This is a genomic window from Curtobacterium sp. MCBD17_026 (assembly GCF_003234895.2).
In the GTDB taxonomy this organism is placed as follows: domain Bacteria; phylum Actinomycetota; class Actinomycetes; order Actinomycetales; family Microbacteriaceae; genus Curtobacterium; species Curtobacterium flaccumfaciens.
In genome coordinates, this window is the sequence record NZ_CP126281.1 from 2,355,465 (window position 1) to 2,375,446 (window position 19,982).

General features: G+C 72.1%; 19 protein-coding genes. 4 read left to right on the forward strand and 15 right to left on the reverse strand.

All coding sequences use genetic code 11. The annotated features are described in order from the left end of the window. Positions 1-47 precede the first annotated feature (47 nt). From DEI85_RS11005 to DEI85_RS11015, 3 genes are all read right to left on the reverse strand, one after another. Positions 48-1,355 carry a UDP-glucose dehydrogenase family protein gene (locus DEI85_RS11005; protein WP_111123599.1) on the reverse strand — a complete coding sequence of 436 codons (1,308 nt, stop codon included), beginning with the start codon at positions 1,353-1,355 and terminating at the stop codon, positions 48-50. A gap of 83 nt (positions 1,356-1,438) precedes the next feature. Further along, a complete protein-coding gene (locus tag DEI85_RS11010) occupies positions 1,439-1,987 on the reverse strand; it encodes a PH domain-containing protein (protein WP_181420097.1) in 549 nt (182 codons plus the stop codon). Between the two features lie 4 nt (positions 1,988-1,991). Further along, entirely contained in the window at positions 1,992-2,792 is an 801-nt protein-coding gene (locus DEI85_RS11015; protein WP_220038935.1) for a biotin--[acetyl-CoA-carboxylase] ligase, read from the reverse strand. Positions 2,793-2,866: 74 nt separating this feature from the next. Here DEI85_RS11015 and DEI85_RS11020 point away from each other — a divergent pair, with 74 nt between their 5' ends. Both DEI85_RS11020 and DEI85_RS11025 read left to right on the forward strand, forming a co-directional pair. After that, positions 2,867-4,462, forward strand: coding sequence for an acyl-CoA carboxylase subunit beta (locus DEI85_RS11020; protein ID WP_110861265.1), 1,596 nt, complete (start codon positions 2,867-2,869; stop codon positions 4,460-4,462). Beyond that, entirely contained in the window at positions 4,462-4,716 is a 255-nt protein-coding gene (locus tag DEI85_RS11025) for an acyl-CoA carboxylase subunit epsilon (RefSeq protein WP_051596908.1), read from the forward strand. Before DEI85_RS11020 ends, DEI85_RS11025 begins: the two co-directional genes overlap by 1 nt. 653 nt (positions 4,717-5,369) lie before the next feature. Here the strand turns inward: DEI85_RS11025 and DEI85_RS11030 are convergent. The 4 genes from DEI85_RS11030 to DEI85_RS11045 all read right to left on the reverse strand — a co-directional run bounded on the left by DEI85_RS11030 (position 5,370) and on the right by DEI85_RS11045 (position 9,830). After that, positions 5,370-6,419, reverse strand: coding sequence for a DUF8320 family protein (locus tag DEI85_RS11030; protein ID WP_111123598.1), 1,050 nt, complete (start codon positions 6,417-6,419; stop codon positions 5,370-5,372). Continuing rightward, positions 6,416-7,669 (reverse strand): sensor histidine kinase, encoded by a 1,254-nt coding sequence (locus tag DEI85_RS11035; RefSeq protein ID WP_111123597.1) that lies wholly within the window; start codon positions 7,667-7,669, stop codon positions 6,416-6,418. The genes DEI85_RS11030 and DEI85_RS11035 overlap by 4 nt, the downstream gene beginning before the upstream one ends. Positions 7,670-7,674: 5 nt before the next feature. Further along, positions 7,675-8,394 (reverse strand): response regulator transcription factor, encoded by a 720-nt coding sequence (locus DEI85_RS11040; protein ID WP_110861271.1) that lies wholly within the window; start codon positions 8,392-8,394, stop codon positions 7,675-7,677. Between the two features lie 176 nt (positions 8,395-8,570). Next, positions 8,571-9,830 carry a class I SAM-dependent RNA methyltransferase gene (locus tag DEI85_RS11045; protein ID WP_111123596.1) on the reverse strand — a complete coding sequence of 420 codons (1,260 nt, stop codon included), beginning with the start codon at positions 9,828-9,830 and terminating at the stop codon, positions 8,571-8,573. Positions 9,831-9,844: 14 nt separating this feature from the next. Here DEI85_RS11045 and DEI85_RS11050 point away from each other — a divergent pair, with 14 nt between their 5' ends. Both DEI85_RS11050 and DEI85_RS11055 read left to right on the forward strand, forming a co-directional pair. Further along, positions 9,845-10,639 (forward strand): Maf family protein, encoded by a 795-nt coding sequence (locus DEI85_RS11050; protein ID WP_111123595.1) that lies wholly within the window; start codon positions 9,845-9,847, stop codon positions 10,637-10,639. A gap of 79 nt (positions 10,640-10,718) precedes the next feature. Next, positions 10,719-12,503 carry an acetyl/propionyl/methylcrotonyl-CoA carboxylase subunit alpha gene (locus DEI85_RS11055; RefSeq protein ID WP_111123594.1) on the forward strand — a complete coding sequence of 595 codons (1,785 nt, stop codon included), beginning with the start codon at positions 10,719-10,721 and terminating at the stop codon, positions 12,501-12,503. 88 nt (positions 12,504-12,591) lie between these two features. On the opposite strand, the gene DEI85_RS11060 is transcribed toward DEI85_RS11055, so the two are convergent. The 8 genes from DEI85_RS11060 to DEI85_RS11095 form a co-directional block, all read right to left on the reverse strand. Next, positions 12,592-13,518: a hypothetical protein gene (locus tag DEI85_RS11060; RefSeq protein WP_111123593.1), complete on the reverse strand. Its 927-nt coding sequence runs from the start codon at positions 13,516-13,518 to the stop codon at positions 12,592-12,594. Between the two features lie 173 nt (positions 13,519-13,691). Then, entirely contained in the window at positions 13,692-15,356 is a 1,665-nt protein-coding gene (locus DEI85_RS11065; protein ID WP_111123592.1) for a phospho-sugar mutase, read from the reverse strand. After that, entirely contained in the window at positions 15,353-16,195 is an 843-nt protein-coding gene (locus DEI85_RS11070; protein ID WP_111090369.1) for a purine-nucleoside phosphorylase, read from the reverse strand. The genes DEI85_RS11065 and DEI85_RS11070 overlap by 4 nt, the downstream gene beginning before the upstream one ends. A 29-nt stretch (positions 16,196-16,224) precedes the next feature. After that, positions 16,225-16,503: a PTS sugar transporter subunit IIB gene (locus DEI85_RS11075; protein WP_027466460.1), complete on the reverse strand. Its 279-nt coding sequence runs from the start codon at positions 16,501-16,503 to the stop codon at positions 16,225-16,227. Next, entirely contained in the window at positions 16,500-16,946 is a 447-nt protein-coding gene (locus tag DEI85_RS11080; protein ID WP_110861286.1) for a PTS sugar transporter subunit IIA, read from the reverse strand. Before DEI85_RS11080 ends, DEI85_RS11075 begins: the two co-directional genes overlap by 4 nt. A 3-nt stretch (positions 16,947-16,949) precedes the next feature. Next, complete coding sequence (locus tag DEI85_RS11085) at positions 16,950-18,062, reverse strand: adenosine deaminase (protein ID WP_111123591.1); 1,113 nt, start codon at positions 18,060-18,062, stop codon at positions 16,950-16,952. A 120-nt stretch (positions 18,063-18,182) separates the two neighbouring features. Beyond that, positions 18,183-19,481, reverse strand: coding sequence for a thymidine phosphorylase (locus DEI85_RS11090; protein ID WP_111123590.1), 1,299 nt, complete (start codon positions 19,479-19,481; stop codon positions 18,183-18,185). Between the two features lies 1 nt (position 19,482). Beyond that, on the reverse strand, positions 19,483-19,965 hold the full coding sequence (locus tag DEI85_RS11095) for a cytidine deaminase (RefSeq protein ID WP_110861294.1): 483 nt from the start codon (positions 19,963-19,965) through the stop codon (positions 19,483-19,485). Positions 19,966-19,982 lie beyond the last annotated feature (17 nt).

Genomic DNA, 19,982 nt, shown 5'->3' on the forward strand with positions numbered 1-19,982 from the left:
CGTGTCTGTGTCCGCGATGCCCGTGCTGCCGACCCCCGGGATGATGCTCAGCGCCCCATGCCGCGGTACGTGAAGCCCGCCGCGGTCCAGGCGTCGCGATCGAGGCAGTTGCGGCCGTCGATGACGACGGGCGACGCCACGAGCGCGGCAGCGGCGGTCGCGTCGAGCTCGCGGAACTCGGTCCACTCGGTGAGCACGAGCACCAGCTCCGCGCCCCCCAGCGCCTCGGCAGCGCTCTCGACGTACTCGAGCTCGGGTCGCACGCGGCGCGCGGTGACGACGGCCTCGGGGTCGTACGCCGACACGACGGCGCCGAGTTCGTGCAGGCGGGCCGCGATGTCGAGGGCCGGCGAGTCGCGGACGTCGTCGGAGTTCGGCTTGAAGGCCAGGCCGAGCACCGCGACGCGCTTGCCGCTGACGACCCCGCCGAGCAGCTCCTGCGCCAGCTCGACGACGTGGGCGCGACGGCGCAGGTTCGTGGCGTCGACGTCGGCCAGGAACGCCAGGGACTCCCCGACGCCCAGCTCGTTCGCCCGCGCCTGGAACGCACGGATGTCCTTGGGCAGGCAGCCGCCACCGAAGCCGAGGCCGGCGTTCAGGAACTTCCGGCCGATGCGGGCGTCGTGGCCGATCGCGTCGGCGAGCGCCGTGACGTCGGCACCGGCGACCTCGGCGATCTCGGCCATCGAGTTGATGAACGAGATCTTCGTGGCGAGGAAGGCGTTGGCGCTGATCTTCACGAGCTCGGCGGTGGGCAGGTTGACGACGAGTCGGGGCGTGCCGGTGGACAGTGCCTCGGCGTAGACCTCGTCGAGAGCGGCGACGGCCTGTTCGCCGGCCTCGCCGTCGGGCACGCCGTAGACGAAGCGGTCCGGCGCGATGGTGTCCTGCACGGCGAAGCCCTCACGCAGGAACTCGGGGTTCCAGACGAGGGTGGCACCGGGGACGGCCTCGCTGACCTCGGCGGCCAGGCGTGCGGCGGTGCCGACGGGCACGGTCGACTTGCCGACGACGAACTCGCCGGCGGACAGGTGCGGGGTGAGCGCGGCGACGGCGGCGTCCACGTAGGTCAGGTCTGCGGCACCGGTCGGACCCTGCGGGGTGCCGACGGCGAGGAAGTGCACGCGGGCGCCGGCGACCTCGGCCATGTCGGTGGTGAAGCGGATCCGACCGGACTCGAGGGCCTCGGTCAGGATCTCGGGCAGGCCCGGCTCGAAGAAGGGGGCCTCGCCCGCGGCGAGCCGCTGGATCTTGGTGGGGTCGACGTCCACGGCGACGACCTCGTGTCCGAGTTTGGCCATGGAGGCGGCGTGCACGGCACCGAGGTAGCCGCAGCCGATCACAGAGATACGCACGTCGAAGACGGTACCGGTTTCTCGCCGAACTCTCATCACGGCGCCCGCTGCGACGCCCACGGCGACGCTCGCGGCGGCCGGGGTCAGGCCCGCACGTCACCCCACGGCGGACGTTCCGGACCGCCGACGATCTCGTCCCAGTCCGGCTCACGGTGCCGTCGCCTGGCCTCGTACGCCTCCACCAGGTCGTGCAGGACGGCGACGACGAGGTCGGCGTGCGGCACGTCGGCGAGGACCACCGCCGGGTCGTCCCCGGGGAACACGAGCACGTCGCCGGAGCGGAACAGCCCCTGCAGCCCGCGGCGCCGCACGGTGACGTCGTAGCCGCGGGAGTGCAGGAGCTCCCGTCGGGTCCGGGTGCCGAGTCCGTTGACCACGACCAGGCGACGGGTGGTGACGACGTACCGCTCCGACATCCAGCGGAACAGCGGGACGGCACCGCCGAACACGACGAGCACCACGACGACGAGCGCGACGACGGCGTTCAGCCACGCCAACTGCGCCTGGAACACGCCGAAGCCGAACCCCCCGGCCGCGGTGACGAGCACGACGAACACCGCCGGGCGCACCAGCCGACGAGCGTGCGGTCGCAGGCGCGCGACGACACGTTCGGGCGGGGGCTCGGCGGTCATGCCGTCATGCATACCGCAGGTGGGTGACGTCTCCCACCGCGACGCCCCTGGTGACGCCCGCCTGGTCCCGGATCGTGATGCGACCGGCGTCGTCGATGCCGGTCGCGTCGGCCTCCTCGACCGTCCCGTCCGGCAGCTCGAGGCGGATGCGGCGACCGATCGTGCCGCACGCCGCGCGGACGTGGGACCGGACCGTCTCGGCGGCGGGACCACCCGTGACCAGGCCGGCCACCGCCTCCAGGACGGACCGCAGGAAGGTGGACAGGACCGCGTCGGCCAGGGCGGGTGCGTCGGCGACCGCGCCGGCGAGCAGGAGCGAGGTGGACGTCGGGGTGGGCAGCCGATCCGCCGGGATCGTCAGGTTCACGCCGGCCCCGACCACGACGCTGCCGTCGGCGGCGACCTGGCAGAGGATCCCGCACACCTTGTCCCCGGCGACCTGCACGTCGTTCGGCCACTTCACGACGACGTCCGCGCCGGCGGGGAGCACCGACGCGATCGCGTCGCGCATCGCCGCGCCGGCGACCAGCGGCAGCCAGCCGCGGTCGTGGTCGTCCAGGTCCGCACGGACGAGCACGCTGGCGGCGAGCGTCTCACCGGCCGGAGCGGTCCAGGTGCGGTCGAGCCGACCCCGCCCCGCGGTCTGGTGCAGGGTCGCGAGGACGCTGCCGTGCTGCTGCTCCGGGGCGCCGGCGAGCAGGTCCGCGTTCGTGGACCCGGTCTCCGCGGGGGTGGTCATCGTCGCACCCGCCGACCGGACAGCCTCGCTGGTGGCGGGGAACGACGGCGACGGGGATGTGGACATGCACGCAAATGTACGGGCAGGAACCGTGGGGGTCCTCCAACCGGCAGCGTCCCACCCGCCGGTAGGGTGAGCGGGTGACTTCAGGAGACACCCCCGATCTGTCGACGACGGCCGGCCGGCTGGCCGACCTCCGCGACCGGTACCACGAGGCCGTGACCGCCGCGGGCGAATCCGCCATCGCCAAGCAGCACGCGAAGGGCAAGGGCACCGCACGCGAACGCATCGAGCAGCTGCTCGACGAGAACTCCTTCGTGGAGCTCGACGAGTTCGTGCGCCACCGCACCACCTCGTTCGGCATGGACGCCAAGCGCCCCTACGGTGACGCGGTCGTCACCGGCGTCGGCACGATCCACGGCCGCAACGTCGCGGTCTACGCGCAGGACTTCACGGTCTTCGGCGGGTCGCTCGGCGAGGTCGCCGGCGAGAAGATCATCAAGGTCATGCAGCACGCGCTGAAGACGGGCGTGCCGATCATCGGCATCCTCGACTCCGGCGGCGCCCGCATCCAGGAAGGCGTGGTCGCGCTCGGCAAGTACGGCGAGATCTTCCGCCTGAACACCCAGGCCTCCGGCGTCATCCCGCAGCTCTCCATCGTGATGGGCCCGGCGGCCGGCGGCGCGGTGTACTCCCCCGCCCTCACCGACTTCGTCATCATGGTCGACAAGACCAGCCACATGTTCGTCACCGGTCCGGACGTCATCAAGACCGTCACGGGCGAGGACGTCGGCTTCGAGGAGCTCGGCGGCGCCCAGACGCACAACGCGGTCTCCGGCGTGGCCCACTACCTGGCCGAGGACGAGACCGACGCGCTCGACTACGCGCGCTCGCTCATCGGGTTCCTGCCGGACAACAACCTGTCCGACCCGCCGGCCTACGACGTCGCCCCGGAGCTCGAGACCACCGACGCCGACCACGAGCTCGACCTCGTGATCCCGGACTCGACGAACCAGCCGTACGACGTCACCACGATCATCGAGCACATCGTCGACGACGGTGAGTTCCTCGAGGTGCAGCCGCTCTTCGCCCCGAACATCCTGATCGGCTTCGGCCGGGTCGAGGGCCGCACGGTCGGCATCATCGCGAACCAGCCGCAGGCGATGGCCGGCACGCTGAACATCGACGCCGGCGAGAAAGCCGCCCGCTTCGTGCGGTTCTGCGACGCGTTCGGCATCCCGATCCTGACCCTGGTGGACGTGCCCGGTTACCTGCCCGGCACCGACCAGGAGTGGACCGGCGTCATCCGCCGCGGCGCGAAGCTGCTGTACGCCTACGCCGAGGCCACCGTCCCGCTCGTCACCGTCATCACCCGCAAGGCCTACGGCGGCGCGTACATCGTGATGGGCTCCAAGCAGCTCGGTGCCGACATCAACCTGGCGTGGCCGACCGCCGAGATCGCCGTCATGGGCGGTCAGGGCGCCGTCAACATCCTGTACCGCGCCGAGATCAAGCGCGCCGAGGAGTCCGGCGAGGACGTCGCCGCGGTCCGCACGAAGCTCGCGAACGAGTACACGTACAACGTCGCGTCGCCCTACCTGGCAGCAGAGCGCGGTGAGCTCGACGGCATCATCCAGCCGCACGCCACCCGGGTCTCGGTCATCAAGGCCCTCCGGTCGCTGCGGGGCAAGCGCGCCACGCTGCCGCCGAAGAAGCACGGGAACATCCCCCTCTGATGGGGCGCCACGCAGCAGCCGTGCCCTCGGACGAGCCCGCCTCGGTGGCGGACGTCCGGGTGGTCTCCGGCGACCCCACCCCCGAGGAGCTCGCCGCCGTCGTGGCCGTCCTGCAGCGCCAGGCCGACGAGGCCGCTGCCGCCGGACGCGCAGCCGTGGTCGTCGAGCCCCGCACCGGGTGGGACGCCGCCGCCCGCGGACTGCGCCGCCCGCTCGACCACGGACCGGGCGCCTGGGGCCGATCGCTCCGCTGATGTACCCCTGGCGCGCACGCGACCGGAACGGTTGCAGGGCGCACTTCCCGGTCGGTATCCCCTCACTCGGGGGACACGATCAGCGGATACGGACCGGAACTGCCGGAATTGTCCCCCATAATGACGACTGACATGCAGCTCGTGCGTGGGCATAGTAGTTGGTGTTCGGTGTCCTTCAACGAAAGACATCGCAGGACGGTGGCCGACTAGGGTACGAAGCCACCGCCCGCTGCGAGGCAGGGCGACATTCGGGTTGTCGCTCAGCCTCGGGTCGTGAACGGGCCGGTCGGTATCCGACCGGCCCGTTCCCCGTTTCCGGGGCGTGTTGCGGCTGTGGGCGGGTGTCGGAGCGGCTGCCGGGGCCGATGCGGAACGACACCGTCACCGTCGGACGATACGACATGGTCGTGTCCGTGCCCGCGCCGGCCCGGCGCGACCACGTGACGGCCGGGAGGCCCGTGGCGAGGCCGCCACGGGCCTCCCGGCTGTCCCCCGATCGCGTCCCCCGCCGCCCGCACGCTCGGCGCACCACGTTCGTCCGCAGCGCGGTCCGCACCACGTTCGCGACGATCCACCTGTCGATCACGTGGTGCATCGTCGCGGCACGCGCGCGCGTGCCGCCGCGTGCCGCCGCGCGCCGCGCGTGCCGCGCGCTACGCCGGCTCGTGCCGCGGGATCTCCAGCCAGAGTGCGACGGAGTCGTCCTCGTCACCGTCGTCGTCGTCCAGCCCCGCTCCGAGCGCCGCGGACTCACTGGCCGCGCCGTCGAGGCGGAGTCCGACGACGGTCACCGCGGAGTCGGATCCCTCGCCGGCCGTCCGGACGATGACGTTGTCGGCGTCACGGGCCTGCCGGAGCGCCTCGGCGACGCGGGCGTGGATGCGGCGGATGTCCGGGGCGTCCAGGTCGTCGAGCCCGCCGTCGTCGTGCAGCTGGACGGTCGCGCCGCGGCGACGCAGGCGCATCACCTCGTCGCGGACGTCGTCGGACAACAGGGACCGGCCCCGGATCTCGTCGCGGATGGCCTGCTCGAGGTGCAGGCACTCGGCACGGTCGGCGTCGTCGAGGTCGCCGCAGGAGTCGATGATGCGCTGCAGCATCGGCAGGGCCATCCGGGTGGTCTGGCTCAGCCGGAACTGCCGCTCGAACACGTGGGCGTCCTGCGCGGCCTGCCAGTCGGCGGTCTCCTGCTCGGCGAGGACGAGCTCACGGGTGTTCCGGGTGGCGCGGCTCATCGCGGCGGCGAAGACCGTGGCGATCGCGACCCAGGCGACGCTGCCGACCACGCCGAGCCCACCGAGCGAGCCGAGACCGGCCCAGGCGACGGTGTACACGGTCAGGAACAGCACGCCAGCCCATGCGAAGGGTCCGCGGCCCCGCACGACGAGCACCACCATGAGCGTGCCGATGGCCGCGATCCACCACGTGGCGGAGCCCGGACCGCGTCCCTCGACGAGGACGGGGGCGGCGATCACCGGCATCACGATCGCGGTGGCGAGCGAGAAGCAGGCGGTCCAGACCGGCAGGACCCTGCCGGGGACGAACAGCGCGAGGCCGGTGGCCGCGGCGTACAGGACCATGCAGGCGATGATCGGGGCGACCTGGTCGACGCGCGGGAGCGTGGCCGCGGCGAGGACCAGGTGGTAGACGGAGAACAGCGACGCCAGGCCGAGGGCGATGCTCGCCGGCAGGGAGACCTTCATGCGGTCGTCCTGTCAGCCGGCGACCACGTCAGCACGATGCGGGTGCCCTCGCCCGGTGCGGTGTGCACCTCGGCGCGTCCGTCGACGGTCGCGACCCGCTCCACGATGGAGCGACGGACACCGAGCCGTTCGGCGGGGATGGCCGCGACGTCGAACCCGCGGCCGTCGTCACCGACCTCGACGAGCACCCCCTGGCCCTGCTGCTCGATGCGGACCCAGCGCGTGACGTCGCCGTCGCCGGCGTGCTGCACGCTGTTCACCGCGGCCTGCAGCGACGCCGAGGCCAGCGCATCGGCGACCGACGCGGGCAGGCGGACCGACCCGGTCGGCGTCGGGACGAGGCGGACCGGGGCGGGCAACGCACCCACCCCCTCGCGGATGCGTGCCCGGAGTTCCCCGAGGGCGACCGGCGCGACGTCGCCGGGACCGTCGGTGGCCGCTGCCTCGAGGTGGTCGATCGCGTTCCGGGCCATCCGCGCGGCGAGGGTCTTGGCCTCGAGCGTGTCGGCGCGGGCGGCGGAGAGCAGCGTCGTGAGCACGCTGTCGTGCACGATGGCGTCCACCTGGACCCGCTCGACCTCGGTCGCGTGTTCACGGATGGCGAGCGAGTACCGCCGCACGGCCGTGGACTGCGCCGTGTCGACCGCCGTGGCCGCACGCCGCAGCACCACCGCGATGACGAGCACCGCGCCGCTGAGGAGCGCCGTGTAGACGCCGTCGAGCAGGACGGCGAGGACCCCGACGTCGCCGCCGAGCGGGCTGAGCCGGATGACGACGTACACCGCCGGCACGAGCGCGGTGTAGACCGTCGCGCGCCACGTGGCGAAGCCCATCGCCGCCGCGGTGCAGCCGACCGTGCAGAACCACCACGGCCACGGCTGCTGCGACGAGGGGATGGGCTCCTGCACGGTCGCCGTCCACGTCACGAGCACGACGAGGAACAGCAGCGCGCAGACGATCTGCGCCGGCTGCGCCACCCGCTGCACGAAGGCCGAGACCCCGATGAACACGAACGACGCCGCGAGGGCGAGCATCAGCGTCGGACCCCAGAACGGGTCGAGGTACGGCAGCTGCTCCAGGACCGCGGGCGCGTCGACGATGCCGAGGCCGATCGCCGCCATCGCGAGGAGGATCGCGAACGCACGCTCGACCGACGCCTGCGTGATCGAGGCGCGGACGCTGCGCGCCGGATCGGCGCCGAACGGCGCCGGTTCGACGACCGTCCGCGTCGACTCAGCCGCGGTCGCCATCCGTGTCAGCGACCGTCGCCGTCGGGGTCGATGCCCGAGTCGAGCCCGGGGAGGATCCCGTCCTCGACGGCTCGACGCAGCAGGTCGACCTTCGTCGGGGCCGGGCGACCGACCTCGACGTACTTCACACGGATCCGGTCGAGGTACTCACGGGCCGTCGAGTAGCCGATGCCGAGCTGCTGGGCGGCGAGCTTGAGCGGGAGGCCCGAGGCGTAGAGGTGCAGGATCTCGCGCTCGCGGCGGCCGAGCTGCGCCTTCGCGAAGTCGCGGTCGGCGTCGATGGCGCTCGCCCACTCGAGGTTGTTGAGCACGTCACCGCGTGCGACGGTGGCGACCGCGGCCATCACGGTCTTGGTGGCCGAGGACTTCGGGATGACGCCGGCAGCCCCTGCTGCGAGCGCCTCACGCACGTTGGCGACACGGTCCGCGATGGAGTGCACGAGCACCGCCGATCCCGTCCCCTGCACGCCCTTGACGTTCTCGGTCACGGTCGAGCCGTCACCGAGGGACAGGTCGAGGACGACGACGTCGACCTCTCGCCCGTCGAGGTTCTGGACGTACTCGGGGACGCTGGCGGCGGTGAGCACCACCTCGAACCCCTCGTTCTGGCACGCCGCCTGGATCCCGAGTCGGACGGACTCGTGGTCGTCGACGATCGCGACCCGGACCGGCCTGGTGGCCGCCCCTGACGTCTCGGTGCTGGTGGGTGTCGTTCCTGCTGCCACAGTGGCCTCTCGTTCCGATGCGCGACGCCGGCCCCTGAAACCGGAGTGCCATCAACGACCCAGGATACCCAGCCCGGACTCAGGTGCGGGGCTTCTGGGCTGCGCCACGCTGGCCGGTCCGCCGATTGGTGGACACCCCGACACGCGGGGACCCTTGGTCGCGCGACCACCGGACCTCAGCGCGCGGGGACCAGGCGTGCGACGGCTTCCAGGTGGTGGGTGTGCGGGAACAGGTCGAAGGCCCGCAGTGCTTCGAGCCGGTAGCCGAGGTCGGCGAACGTCGCGACGTCGCGGGCCAGCGCCACCGGGTCGCACGCCACGTAGACGACCTGCTCCGGCTGGAGCGCGGCGATCTGCACGACGACGTCCCGACCGGCACCGGCGCGGGGCGGGTCGAGCACGATCGTCCCGGCACGGAAGCGGTCCTTCTCGGCGCGCGAGGCGTTCGCCACCGTGTTCGCCAGCCAGCGATCCACGCGGCCGGTCTCGGCGCGGGCGCCGAGCCACTCGGACAGGTTCTCCTGCGCGTGCTCGGTGGCACGGGCGGCGCTCTCGACACTCGTGATGCGCGCCTTCGGGCCGACCAGGTCGCCGAGCGCGGCGGCGAGCAGGCCGACACCGCCGTACAGGTCCAGGTGGGTGCCCTCGGGGTCGAGGCGGTCGCGGTCGACCAGGTCCTGCACGGCCTCGGTGAGCACGGTCGCCGCGGCGCGGTGCACCTGCCAGAACCCGTTGTCGTCGACCTGGAACGTGCGCCCCCCCACGACCTCGGTCACCACGGTGGGCTTCTGGTCGTCGATGACGAGCCGCGCTCCCTCGGAGCCACTCGGTGCGAGGACGTCGATGACCGACGAGCCCGGCAGCGCACCACGGCCGAGCGGGGCGCTCTGCTGCACGACGGCGGTCGCGAGCGGCAGGCCGGTCACCGGGATGACGGAGTGGGAGCGTGCCGCGAACGGGCCGGCGGTGCCCTGCTCGTCGACGTGCAGCCGGACGCGGGTGCGCCAGCCGAGGCCGTTCGCCGCGTCGTCGCCGGGCGCGGCCTCGACGACGACGTCGTGGCCGAGCACCTCGGCGAGGTCCATCCGTGCGAACCGCGCGAACGAGTCGACGAGGACGTCGTGCTTGAGCGTGCGCTGGTGCGCCAGGGCGATGTGACCGAACTCGGCACCACCCGGGCGCGTCTCGGGGTCACGCTCGAGCGCGGCCTCGGGCCAGACGTGGTCGACGCGGTGCTTGCTCGGCGTGACGACGCTGACGGTGTCGGCGCGCCAGAACGACTTCTTGCGGTCCTCGGTCACCCGGGCGACGACGCGCTCCCCGGGGATCGCGTCCGAGACGAAGACCACCCGTCCTTCGTGCCGTGCCACCGAGATGCCGCCGTGGGCGATCCCGGTGACGTCGAGTTCGAGCAGCGTGCCGACGGATTCACCCATGGTGAGATGGTCCCATGCGTCTGTACCTCGCGAGTACATCCCCCGCCCGCCGAGCACTCCTCGCCCAGTCCGGGGTCGATCCCGTGCTCGTGTCCCCCGGGGTCGACGAGGACGCCGTCGGCGCCGCCGCCGCGGCATCGCTCGGCCGTGCCCTGACCGGGCCGGAGCTCGTCTCGCTCCTCGCCGTCGCGAAGGCGTCCGCAGTCGCCGACTCCGCGGTCGCCGGGTCGCCGGTCGACGGGGTGGTGTTCGGCGGGGACTCGGCCTTCGAGGTCGACGGGCAGCTGTACGGCAAGCCGCACGACCCCGCGGTCGCCCGGGAGCGCTGGCGGCAGATGCTCGCCGCCGGCGGCGGGACGCTGTGGAGCGGACACTGCGTGATCGATCGACGACGCGACGACCGGCGCCGGGATCCGGACCCGGGCACGGGACGGCCTGGAGGCACGGCACCGGCCCGCACCGTGCCTCCCGTCCGGTCCCTGGTCACGTCCACCGCCGGCGTCCCGCTGCTGGGTGACGTCGCGCCCGGCGGGTCGGCGCTGGCCGCCGCTGGCGACCGCGTGGTCGCGGTCGACAGCGCGGTGCTGACCTTCGCCGACGACGTGTCCGTCGACGAGATCGACGCGTACGTCGCGACGGGCGAGCCGCTCGAGGTGGCCGGCGCCTTCACCATCGACGGTCGGGCCGCGGCGTACATCACGCGGATCGACGGAGCACCGTCCGCCGTGATCGGGATGTCGCTGCCGGTGCTGCGATCGATGCTCCTCCGGGGCTTCGGCATCGCCTGGCACGACCTGTGGGCACTGTAGACATCCGCACCTGTTCCGGGTGGTTCTTTGTGGGTGCCAGTCAAAACGCACTCCCGCCGCACGAATACGCTGATGTGTCATGCCCCGTATCAGCAAGGTCCTCATCGCGAACCGCGGCGAGATCGCCGTCCGCATCATCCGCGCGGCCCGCGACGCGGGCAAGGCATCGGTCGCGGTCTACGCCGACCAGGACCGTGACGCCCTGCACGCCCGCCTCGCCGACGAGGCCTACGCGCTGAACGGCACCACGAGCGCCGACACGTACCTCGTCATCGACAAGATCATCTCGGTCGCCCGCCGCTCCGGCGCGGACGCCGTGCACCCGGGCTACGGGTTCCTCGCCGAGAACGCCGACTTCGCCCGCGCCGTCATCGATGCCGGGCTCGTCTGGATCGGCCCGTCGCCTGCGTCGATCGAGCGCCTCGGCGACAAGGTCTCCGCGCGCCACGTCGCCGAGAAGGTGGGCGCACCGCTCGCCCCCGGCACCATCGAGCCCGTGCAGGACGTCTCCGAGGTCTTCGAATTCGTCGACCAGGTCGGTTTGCCCGTCGCGATCAAGGCGGCGTTCGGCGGTGGCGGTCGTGGTCTGAAGGTCGTCCGCGACCGTGCCTCGGTCGAGGAGCTCTTCGAGTCCGCCACGCGTGAGGCGATTGCCGCGTTCGGTCGCGGTGAGTGCTTCGTCGAGAAGTACCTGGACAAGCCGCGCCACGTCGAGACCCAGTGCCTGGCCGACGAGCACGGCAACGTCGTCGTGGTCTCCACCCGCGACTGCTCGCTGCAGCGACGCCACCAGAAGCTCGTCGAGGAAGCTCCGGCGCCCTACCTGACGCCCGAGCAGCAGACCGCACTGTACGAGTCGTCGAAGGCGATCCTGCGCGAGGTCGGCTACGTCGGTGCCGGCACCTGCGAGTTCCTCATCGGCGCCGACGGCACCGTGTCGTTCCTCGAGGTGAACACCCGCCTGCAGGTCGAGCACTGCGTCTCCGAAGAGGTCACCGGCATCGACCTGGTGCGCGAGCAGTTCCGCATCGCCGAGGGCGGTGTGCTCGACTACTCGGACCCCGCACCGCGGGGACACTCGTTCGAGTTCCGCATCAACGGCGAGGACCCGGGTCGCAACTTCTTCCCCGCGCCCGGCCCGGTGCACGCGTTCAACGCGCCGTCCGGCCCCGGCGTGCGTGTCGACTCGGGCGTCGTCTCCGGTGACGTGGTGTCCGGCTCGTTCGACTCGATGCTCGCGAAGCTGATCATCACCGGCGCCACCCGTGCCGAGGCGCTGGAGCGTTCGCGTCGTGCACTCGCCGAGTTCGAGGTCACCGGCCTGCCGACCGTGCTCCCCTTCCACCGTGCCGTGGTGTCGGACCCGGCGTTCGCGACGGCCGACGACGAGCCGTTCAGCGTCTACACGCAGTGGATCGAGACCGACTTCGTCAACGAGATCCCGGCGTGGAGCGGCTCCCCCGAGGAGCTGCCGGCGCCGGCTGCGCGCGACTCGGTCGTGGTCGAGGTGCAGGGCAAGCGCATCGAGGTCACCATGCCGTCGATCGTCGGTGGCGGTGCTGTCGGCGGTGTCGCCGGTCGTCGTCCCACCGGCCCCTCCGCTCCCCCGAAGCGCCGGTCGTCGGCCGTCCGCGGGGGCCTGGCGAAGTCCGGGTCGTCGGTGGCGTCGCCGATGCAGGCCACCGTGGTGAAGCTCGCGGTCGCCGAGGGTGACGCCGTGGTGAAGGGCGACCTGCTCGTCGTGCTCGAGGCCATGAAGATGGAGCAGCCCGTGCAGGCCCACAAGGACGGCGTCGTCACCGGCTTGAACGCCCCGGTCGGCCAGACGGTCTCCTCCGGTCACGTGCTGCTCGAGCTCGCGTAGCGCGGGCGCTCCTTCTCGCAAAACACCGGTGTTCGCCGGTTGAACACGCGCACACCGCGGTTCGACTCGTGAACACCGGTGTTTTGCTTCATCGAACACGATGCACTCCGGCTGCCTCGAGTGCCACGGGGCCGTTGCCGCCCGGCTCCACGTCCGGCCACGTCACGCGGACGACCCTGCGGACGTGGCGGTGCGCACGGAGCCGGTCCTCTCGGAGCTTCTCGTCGATGACGACGCGCTCAGGGGATCGACCAGCGCGCATCGTTCGGTCACGGTACTTGACCAGCCCGTCGAACTCCACGACGACGCCGGCGTCCTCGAACCAGAAGTCCACCCGGCCGATCAGGCCGGCCGCATCGCGGAACTCCTGCTGCAGCACCGGCGCCGGGAACCCCGCTTCCGCCCAACACAGCCGCGCCACTGACTCACCCGGTGAGTCAGCAGCCGCGTCTGCGAACTCGATCGCGCGTCGCGCGCGGGTGGACGCCCGCGGACGAGGCTCCCGACTGCGCAGTTCGGCGAGCAGCGCTTCCTGCGCCACTCCTCGGGCCAGCACCGCGTCCAACACGACCACCGCAGTGCGGAACGACGCTCGGAGCGCGACGTCGACCCCGGTGACCACGAGAGTCGTGACGGGCAGTCCGCCGACGCTCGCACAAGCGATGGGGCGACCCGCCCCTCCGACCTTCTGGAGATGGGCGCGACGTTGACCGGTGGCTCGACGCGGATCGGTGGCGACGACGTGCTCCGGGAACTCCCCGAGCCACGGGAGTCCGAGCATCGCCACAGCCGACTCGTGGGAGATCACGAGGGCGGGGTGGATGTTCGGCGCGACCGCTTCGACCCGTGCACGATGGCGCTCCGCTGCACTCGCTGCTTCGAACGCGTCTCGGTCGACGTACCGGCCGGCCGTCAGGCGGATGAAGGTCCCGCGGCGAGCGGCATCCGCGAGCCGTCGGTGCGCTCTCGGATCGGGATCGCCCGGAGCCGCGCCGAACACCGTGATGTGAGCCATGGCCCCACCGTCGCGGCTCCCGCACGGCCCACACGACGGCGGTCCCCTCCTTGTTGGCGGCCCTCGCTCCCCCACCCCCCTGTGGAGGAACAGCAGAACACCGGTGTTCGCGCTCTGCACCGCGTTGTGCGGGTGTTCAGAGCGCGAACACCGGTGTTTTGCGGACCGACGCCCTACGACACCAGGGGGCGCACCGAGTCGGCGAGGGCGTCGACCAGGCGCTGGGCCTCGGCGGGGGTGTCCGCGACGGTGTCGATGTAGACCTTCACCTTGGGCTCGGTCCCGCTCGGGCGGACGATCACCCGGGCGTCGCCGGACAGGTCGTAGCGCAGGATGTCCGAGGGCGGGAAGCCCGCCACCCCGTCGGAGTAGTCCGTCACCGTGTGCACGTCGAGCCCACCGAGCGTCGTCGGCGGCGTGGACCGGAGCGACGCCATGATCTCGCCGATGCGCGCCAGGTCGTCGACGCGGGTCGCGACCTGCCCCGAGGCGAACGCCCCGAACTCGGCGGCGAAGGCCTCGAGGTGGTCGGCGATGGTCGAGCCCGACGCGGCGAGCTCGTCGGCGAGGGACAGCAGCTCCAGCGCAGCCGAGATGCCGTCCTTGTCGCGCACGACCGACGGGTCGACCAGGTAACCCAGGGCCTCTTCGTACCCGAACAGCAGCTCGGGCACCCGCGACACCCACTTGAAGCCGGTCAGGGTGTCGCGGTACCCCAGCCCGTGGCGTGCAGCCACCCGGGCCAACGCCGGCGACGAGACGATCGAGGCGGCGAGGGTGCCGGTCGCGCCGGACTCCGACGCCCGTGCGGCGGCCCGCCACCCGAGCAGCCAGCCGACCTCGTTGCCCGACAGCCGACGGAAGGAACCGGATCCGTCCGGGATCGCGAGTGCGAGCCGGTCGGCGTCGGGGTCGTTCGCGATCACCAGGTCGGCGCCCACGGCGAGACCGCGGGCGATCGCCAGGTCCATCGCACCCGGCTCCTCGGGGTTCGGGAACGACACCGTCGGGAACGCACCGTCCGGCTCGATCTGCTCCGGCACGACGGCCGGCTCGGCGAACCCGGCGGCGGCGAACACCGCGCGAGCGGTCTCCCACCCGACGCCGTGCATCGCCGTGTAGACGACCTTCGGCTGCTCATCGAGACCGAGTGCCGGAGTGGGCACGATCGCGGCCGTGGCGGCCACGTAGGCGTCGAGCAGGCCCGCCGACGCCACGGTGTAGTCCGTGTCACGCGGCAGCTCCGTCACCGACCCGGCGGCGACGGCGTCGATGGCGTCCGCGATCTCGCCGTCGACGGGCGGCACGATCTGCGAGCCGTCGTCGTCCTGACCGAGGTAGACCTTGTACCCGTTGTCCCGCGGCGGGTTGTGGCTCGCGGTGACCATGACGCCGGCACCGACGTCGAGGTGCCGGACGGCGAACGCCAGCACCGGTGTCGGCAGGGCCGAGGGCAGCAGGGTGACCTCGAGCCCGAGGCCGCGCATGACCTCGGCCGAATCGCGTGCGAAGACGTCCGAGTTCACCCGCCCGTCGTACCCGATCACGACGCTGCGCGAGCGACCGGTGTCGATGAGGAACCGTGCGAGCCCCGCAGCAGCCTGGGTCACGACGACCCGGTTCATGCGCAGCGGGCCCCAGCCGAGCTCCGCGCGGAGTCCGGCGGTGCCGAACTGCAGCCGACCGTCGAACCGCTCGGCGAGCGCACGGACAGCGGACCCGTCACCGTCGACCGCCGCGTCGATCGCCGCGGCCAGCTCGTCGCGGGTCTCCGGGTCGGGGTCCTGCGCCAGCCACGCCCGCGCGGTGCCGAGCACCTGGTCGAGGTCGAGCTTCACGATGCCGGCTGCCCGAGTGCGGCGACCACGCGTGCGAGCAGGTCGGCGATCACCGGCTCGGCCTGCTTGCCGGCCTCGAGCACCTCGGTGTGCGACAACGGGGTCTTCTGGATGCCCGCGGCGAGGTTCGTGATGAGCGAGAACCCGAGGACCTCCATGCCGGCCTGACGGGCGGCGATGGCCTCGAGCGCCGTGGACATGCCCACGATGTGCCCGCCGATGGTCTTCGCCATCTGGACCTCGGCCGGGGTCTCGTAGTGCGGGCCGCGGAACTGCGTGTAGACGCCCTCGTCGAGGGACGGGTCGACGGACTTCGCGACCGAGCGCAGCCGCGCCGAGTACAGGTCGGTGAGGTCGATGAACGTCGCGCCCTCGAGCGGGCTGTCCGCGGTCAGGTTGATGTGGTCGCTGATGAGCACCGGGGTGCCCGGGGTCCAGTGCTCCTTGATGCCGCCGGCACCGTTGGTCAGCACCATGATCGAGGCACCGGTCGCCGCGGCCGTGCGGACGCTGTGCACGACCCGACGGACCCCGTGGCCCTCGTAGTAGTGGGTGCGGGCACCGATGACGAGCGCGTGGCGGCCGTCGGCGAGGCGGATCGACCGGATCGTGCCGGAGTGTCCGGGGACGGCCGAGGCGCTGAACCCGGGGACCTGCTCGGCCGGTATCTCGGACACGGTCTCACCGATGATGTCGGCGGCCTTGCCCCAGCCCGAGCCGAGGGTCAGGGCGATGTCGTGCCGCTCGATGCCGGACTGTTCGGCGATGGCGGCTGCGGCGTCCCGCGCGACCTCGAACGGGTCGGCAGCGGGGTCGTTCAGCGGGTTCTCGGTGCTCATGCCCCAACTCTAAAGGGCGGACTGAGCGCTCAGTGCTCGCCGAGCGCCCGGTCCACCGCCGCCGTGATCTCGCCCTGGTCGAAGTGGTTCGCGATGACGATGACCTCGGCGTAGGTGTCGCCGATCGCCTCGACGAACTCCTGACTCGTCAGGATCACGTTGGCGTCGTCCGAGACGTCCCGCACGGAGGCGACGTCCGCCGCGACGACGGACGCCGAGAGCCCGAGGGCGTCGAGCGCCTTCTCGGCGTTCACCTTCAGGATGCCGCTCGACCCGATGCCGGCGCCGCAGATGGTCACGATCTTCACGCGGAGACCCCCATGATCGAGCGGACCTCGTCCGCCGTGGTCGCCGCCGCGATCCGCCCGGTCACGGTGGCGTCGTTGAACAGGTTCGCGATCTCGCCGATCGACTCCAGGTGGGTGCCGACCTCGGCCACCGCGAGCCCGAGCACCACACGGACGGGGTCGTTGTGCGGGTGTCCGAACGCCACCGGCGACGCGAGCGTCACGATCGCGAGTCCGTCCCGCACGACGGCACCACCCGGCCGGGCGTGCGCGAACGCGAGCCCCGGCGAGATGACGATGTACGGCCCGTGCTCCTCGACCATGCCGATCATGGCGTCGGTGTACTCGTCGGTCGTGGCGCCCGAGGCGACGAGCGCACCGCCGACCAGGCGCATCGCGTCACGCCACGCGGGCGCGTCCACACCGAGGAGGACGGCGGTGTCCGGCAGCGGTGGCAGTCCCATGCGTCAGGCCTCCTGGTACCCGGCCGTGATGGTGGCGATGATCTCCTCGCGGTCCTCGAGCGGCAGGAACGACCCGAGCGCGGCGTTGATCTGGAACGCGGCCAGGTCGTCGAGGTCGTACCCGAACGTGCCCGCGAGCAACGCGAGTTCCTTCGACAGCGAGGTCCCGCTCATCAGGCGGTTGTCGGTGTTCACCGTGACGCGGAAGCCGAGCTGGTAGAGCACGTCGAACGGGTGGTCGGCGAGGTCGTCGCCCCACGCGGCGATCGCCCCGGTCTGCAGGTTGGACGACGGTGAGACCTCGAGCGGGATCTCGCGGTCACGGACCCACGAGGCGACCTCGCCCAGCGAGGCCAGCGTCGAGCCGTCCCCGGCGTCGGACAGGGCGACGTCCTCGAAGATGCGGACGCCGTGCCCGAGGCGGAGCGCCCGACCGTCGACGAGGGCGGACCTGATGGAGGCGAGCCCGTCGGCCTCCCCCGCGTGCACGGTGACGGGGAACAGTTCGGACGCCAGGTAGTCGAAGGCGGCGCGGTGGTTCGAGGCGGGGAACCCGGCTTCGGCACCGGCGATGTCGAAGCCGACGACCCCGGCGTCACGGTGGCGGACGGCGAGCTCGGCGATCTCGAGCGACCGGTCGGCGTGCCGCATCGCGGTGACGAGCTGGCCGACGCGGATGCGCCCACCGGCGGCGTCGACGGCTTCCTCGATGCCGGCCTGCACGGCCTCCACCGTCTGGTCGAGGGTCAGCCCACCCTGCAGGTGCTGCTCCGGCGCCCAGCGGACCTCGCCGTAGACGACGCCGTCGGCGGCCAGGTCCTCGACGAACTCGCGGGCGATCCGGGTGAGCTGCGGTGCGGTCTGCATCACCGACGTGGTGACGTCGAACGTCTTCAGGTACTCGACCAGGGAGCCGGAGTTCGACTGGTCGGCGAACCACTGCCCGAGCTCGGCCGGGTCGGTGGTGGGGAGCGACACACCCGCCGAGGCTGCGAGCTCGATGATGGTCGCGGGACGCAGACCGCCGTCGAGGTGGTCGTGCAGCGAGACCTTCGGCAGGTCGTTGATGACCGCCCCGGCGTCGGGCAGGCGGTAGGTCGGGGCGTCGGCGCTCATGCCCCCAGGCTATCGGTGGTCACCGCCGCCGCGCAGGCACCTGTGCACAACCCACAGCGGGAGACACTGGAGGCTCCCCACAGGTGTGCGGGGAGCCTCCGGTCGGTCGGGTGGCCGGGCTCAGGACCCGATGCGCTCGCGCACGATCGGCCCACGTGCCGCGGCGGCAGAGCCTGCCGGCCCGATGGTCCACGCACCCTCGAGTGACTCCAGCGCGCGCGGGATCCGCGACGCGTCGTCGGAGTGCAGCGTCCACAGCGGCTGGCCCTCGGTCACGGTGTCCCCCGGCTTGACGTGGAGCTCGATGCCCGCACCGGCCTGCACCGGGTCCTGCGCGCGGGCACGACCCGCCCCGAGCCGCCAGGCCGAGACGCCGAACGGCAGCGCGTCCTGCTGCGTGAGGACCCCCGACGTCGGAGCGGTGACGACGTGCTGTTCGCGGGCCACGGGCAACGCGGCGGACGGGTCCCCGCCCTGCGCCTCGATCATCCGACGCCAGGTGTCCATGGCGCGGCCGTCCGCGAGCGCCGCGGCGGGGTCGGCGTCGGGCAGTCCGGCCAACGTGAGCATCTCGGTCGCGAGCGCCACGGTCAGCTCGACGACGTCGGCGGGGCCGCCGCCGGCGAGCACCTCGACCGACTCCCGCACCTCGAGGGCGTTGCCGATCGTCAGCCCGAGCGGGACCTCCATGTCGGTCAGCAGGGCCGAGGTCGCGACCCCGGCGTCATTGCCGAGGTCGACCATGGTCTGTGCGAGCTCACGGGACGCCTCGTACGTCGGCATGAACGCGCCGGACCCGAACTTGACGTCGAGCACGAGCGCACCGGTGCCCTCGGCGATCTTCTTCGACATGATGCTCGACGCGATGAGCGGGATGCACTCGACCGTGCCGGTGATGTCGCGGAGCGCGTAGAGCTTCTTGTCCGCGGGCGCCAGGCCGGACCCGGCGGCGCAGATGACCGCGCCGACGTCCTGCAGCACCTGCATCATGCGGTCGTTCGTGATGGACGCCTGCCACCCGGGGATCGACTCGAGCTTGTCGAGCGTGCCGCCGGTGTGGCCGAGCCCGCGGCCGGACAGCTGCGGCACCGCGACGCCGAACGACGCCACCAGGGGTGCCAGCGGCAGGGTGATCTTGTCGCCGACCCCGCCGGTGGAGTGCTTGTCGACCGTCGTCTTGCCGAGCGACGAGAACGACATCCGCTCCCCCGACGCGATCATCGCGAGCGTGAGGTCCTTGATCTCGCGCCGGTCCATCCCGTTCAGGAAGATCGCCATCGCCATCGCGGCCATCTGCGGGTCCTCGACGTACCCGCGGGTGTACGCGTCGACGAGCCAGTCGACCTCGGCGGTGCTCAGGGCCCCGCCGGAGCGCTTCGTGCGGATGAGGTCGACGGTGTCGAACGGCTCGACGGCCATGTCAGTGCTCCTGCTGGTAGGTGGCGAGGGTCCGGGGCCCGAAGGCGTCCGGCAGGACCTCGTCGATGGTGCGGACACCGGAGAGCGTCTCGAGGAGCATGCCCTCGGTCGAGTGCTCGAACAGCAGCTGACGGCAGCGGCCGCACGGCATCAGGGTCGCCCCGTCGCCGTCGACGCACGTGAACGCGACGAGCTTGCCGCCGCCGGTCATGTGCAGCTGCGACACGAGGGAGCACTCCGCGCAGAGCGTCACTCCGTAGCTCGCGTTCTCGATGTTGCAGCCGGAGACGATCCGGCCGTCGTCGGTGAGCGCCGCGGCGCCCACCGGGAACGACGAGTACGGCGCGTAGGCGCGCCGCATCGCGGCCGTGGCGGCGTCCCGCAGGGCGCCCCAGTCCACGTCGTCGGCCGGGAGGCCCGTGGCGGCGTCCGTCGGGTCGGTGGCGGTGACCGCCTGGTCACCTGGTTGCTGCGTGTCGGTCATGTGTCGTGCCTCCAGGC

Bases quoted from the DNA above. Each gene is read 5' to 3' on its own strand.
- DEI85_RS11010 (WP_181420097.1), bottom strand. From the start codon at position 1,987: ATGACCGCCGAGCCCCCGCCCGAACGTGTCGTCGCGCGCCTGCGACCG.
- DEI85_RS11015 (WP_220038935.1), bottom strand. From the start codon at position 2,792: ATGTCCACATCCCCGTCGCCGTCGTTCCCCGCCACCAGCGAGGCTGTC.
- DEI85_RS11025 (WP_051596908.1), top strand. From the start codon at position 4,462: ATGGGGCGCCACGCAGCAGCCGTGCCCTCGGACGAGCCCGCCTCGGTG.
- DEI85_RS11030 (WP_111123598.1), bottom strand. From the start codon at position 6,419: ATGAAGGTCTCCCTGCCGGCGAGCATCGCCCTCGGCCTGGCGTCGCTG.
- DEI85_RS11035 (WP_111123597.1), bottom strand. From the start codon at position 7,669: ATGGCGACCGCGGCTGAGTCGACGCGGACGGTCGTCGAACCGGCGCCG.
- DEI85_RS11045 (WP_111123596.1), bottom strand. From the start codon at position 9,830: ATGGGTGAATCCGTCGGCACGCTGCTCGAACTCGACGTCACCGGGATC.
- DEI85_RS11050 (WP_111123595.1), top strand. From the start codon at position 9,845: ATGCGTCTGTACCTCGCGAGTACATCCCCCGCCCGCCGAGCACTCCTC.
- DEI85_RS11055 (WP_111123594.1), top strand. From the start codon at position 10,719: ATGCCCCGTATCAGCAAGGTCCTCATCGCGAACCGCGGCGAGATCGCC.
- DEI85_RS11060 (WP_111123593.1), bottom strand. From the start codon at position 13,518: ATGGCTCACATCACGGTGTTCGGCGCGGCTCCGGGCGATCCCGATCCG.
- DEI85_RS11070 (WP_111090369.1), bottom strand. From the start codon at position 16,195: ATGAGCACCGAGAACCCGCTGAACGACCCCGCTGCCGACCCGTTCGAG.
- DEI85_RS11080 (WP_110861286.1), bottom strand. From the start codon at position 16,946: ATGGGACTGCCACCGCTGCCGGACACCGCCGTCCTCCTCGGTGTGGAC.
- DEI85_RS11085 (WP_111123591.1), bottom strand. From the start codon at position 18,062: ATGAGCGCCGACGCCCCGACCTACCGCCTGCCCGACGCCGGGGCGGTC.
- DEI85_RS11090 (WP_111123590.1), bottom strand. From the start codon at position 19,481: ATGGCCGTCGAGCCGTTCGACACCGTCGACCTCATCCGCACGAAGCGC.
- DEI85_RS11095 (WP_110861294.1), bottom strand. From the start codon at position 19,965: ATGACCGACACGCAGCAACCAGGTGACCAGGCGGTCACCGCCACCGAC.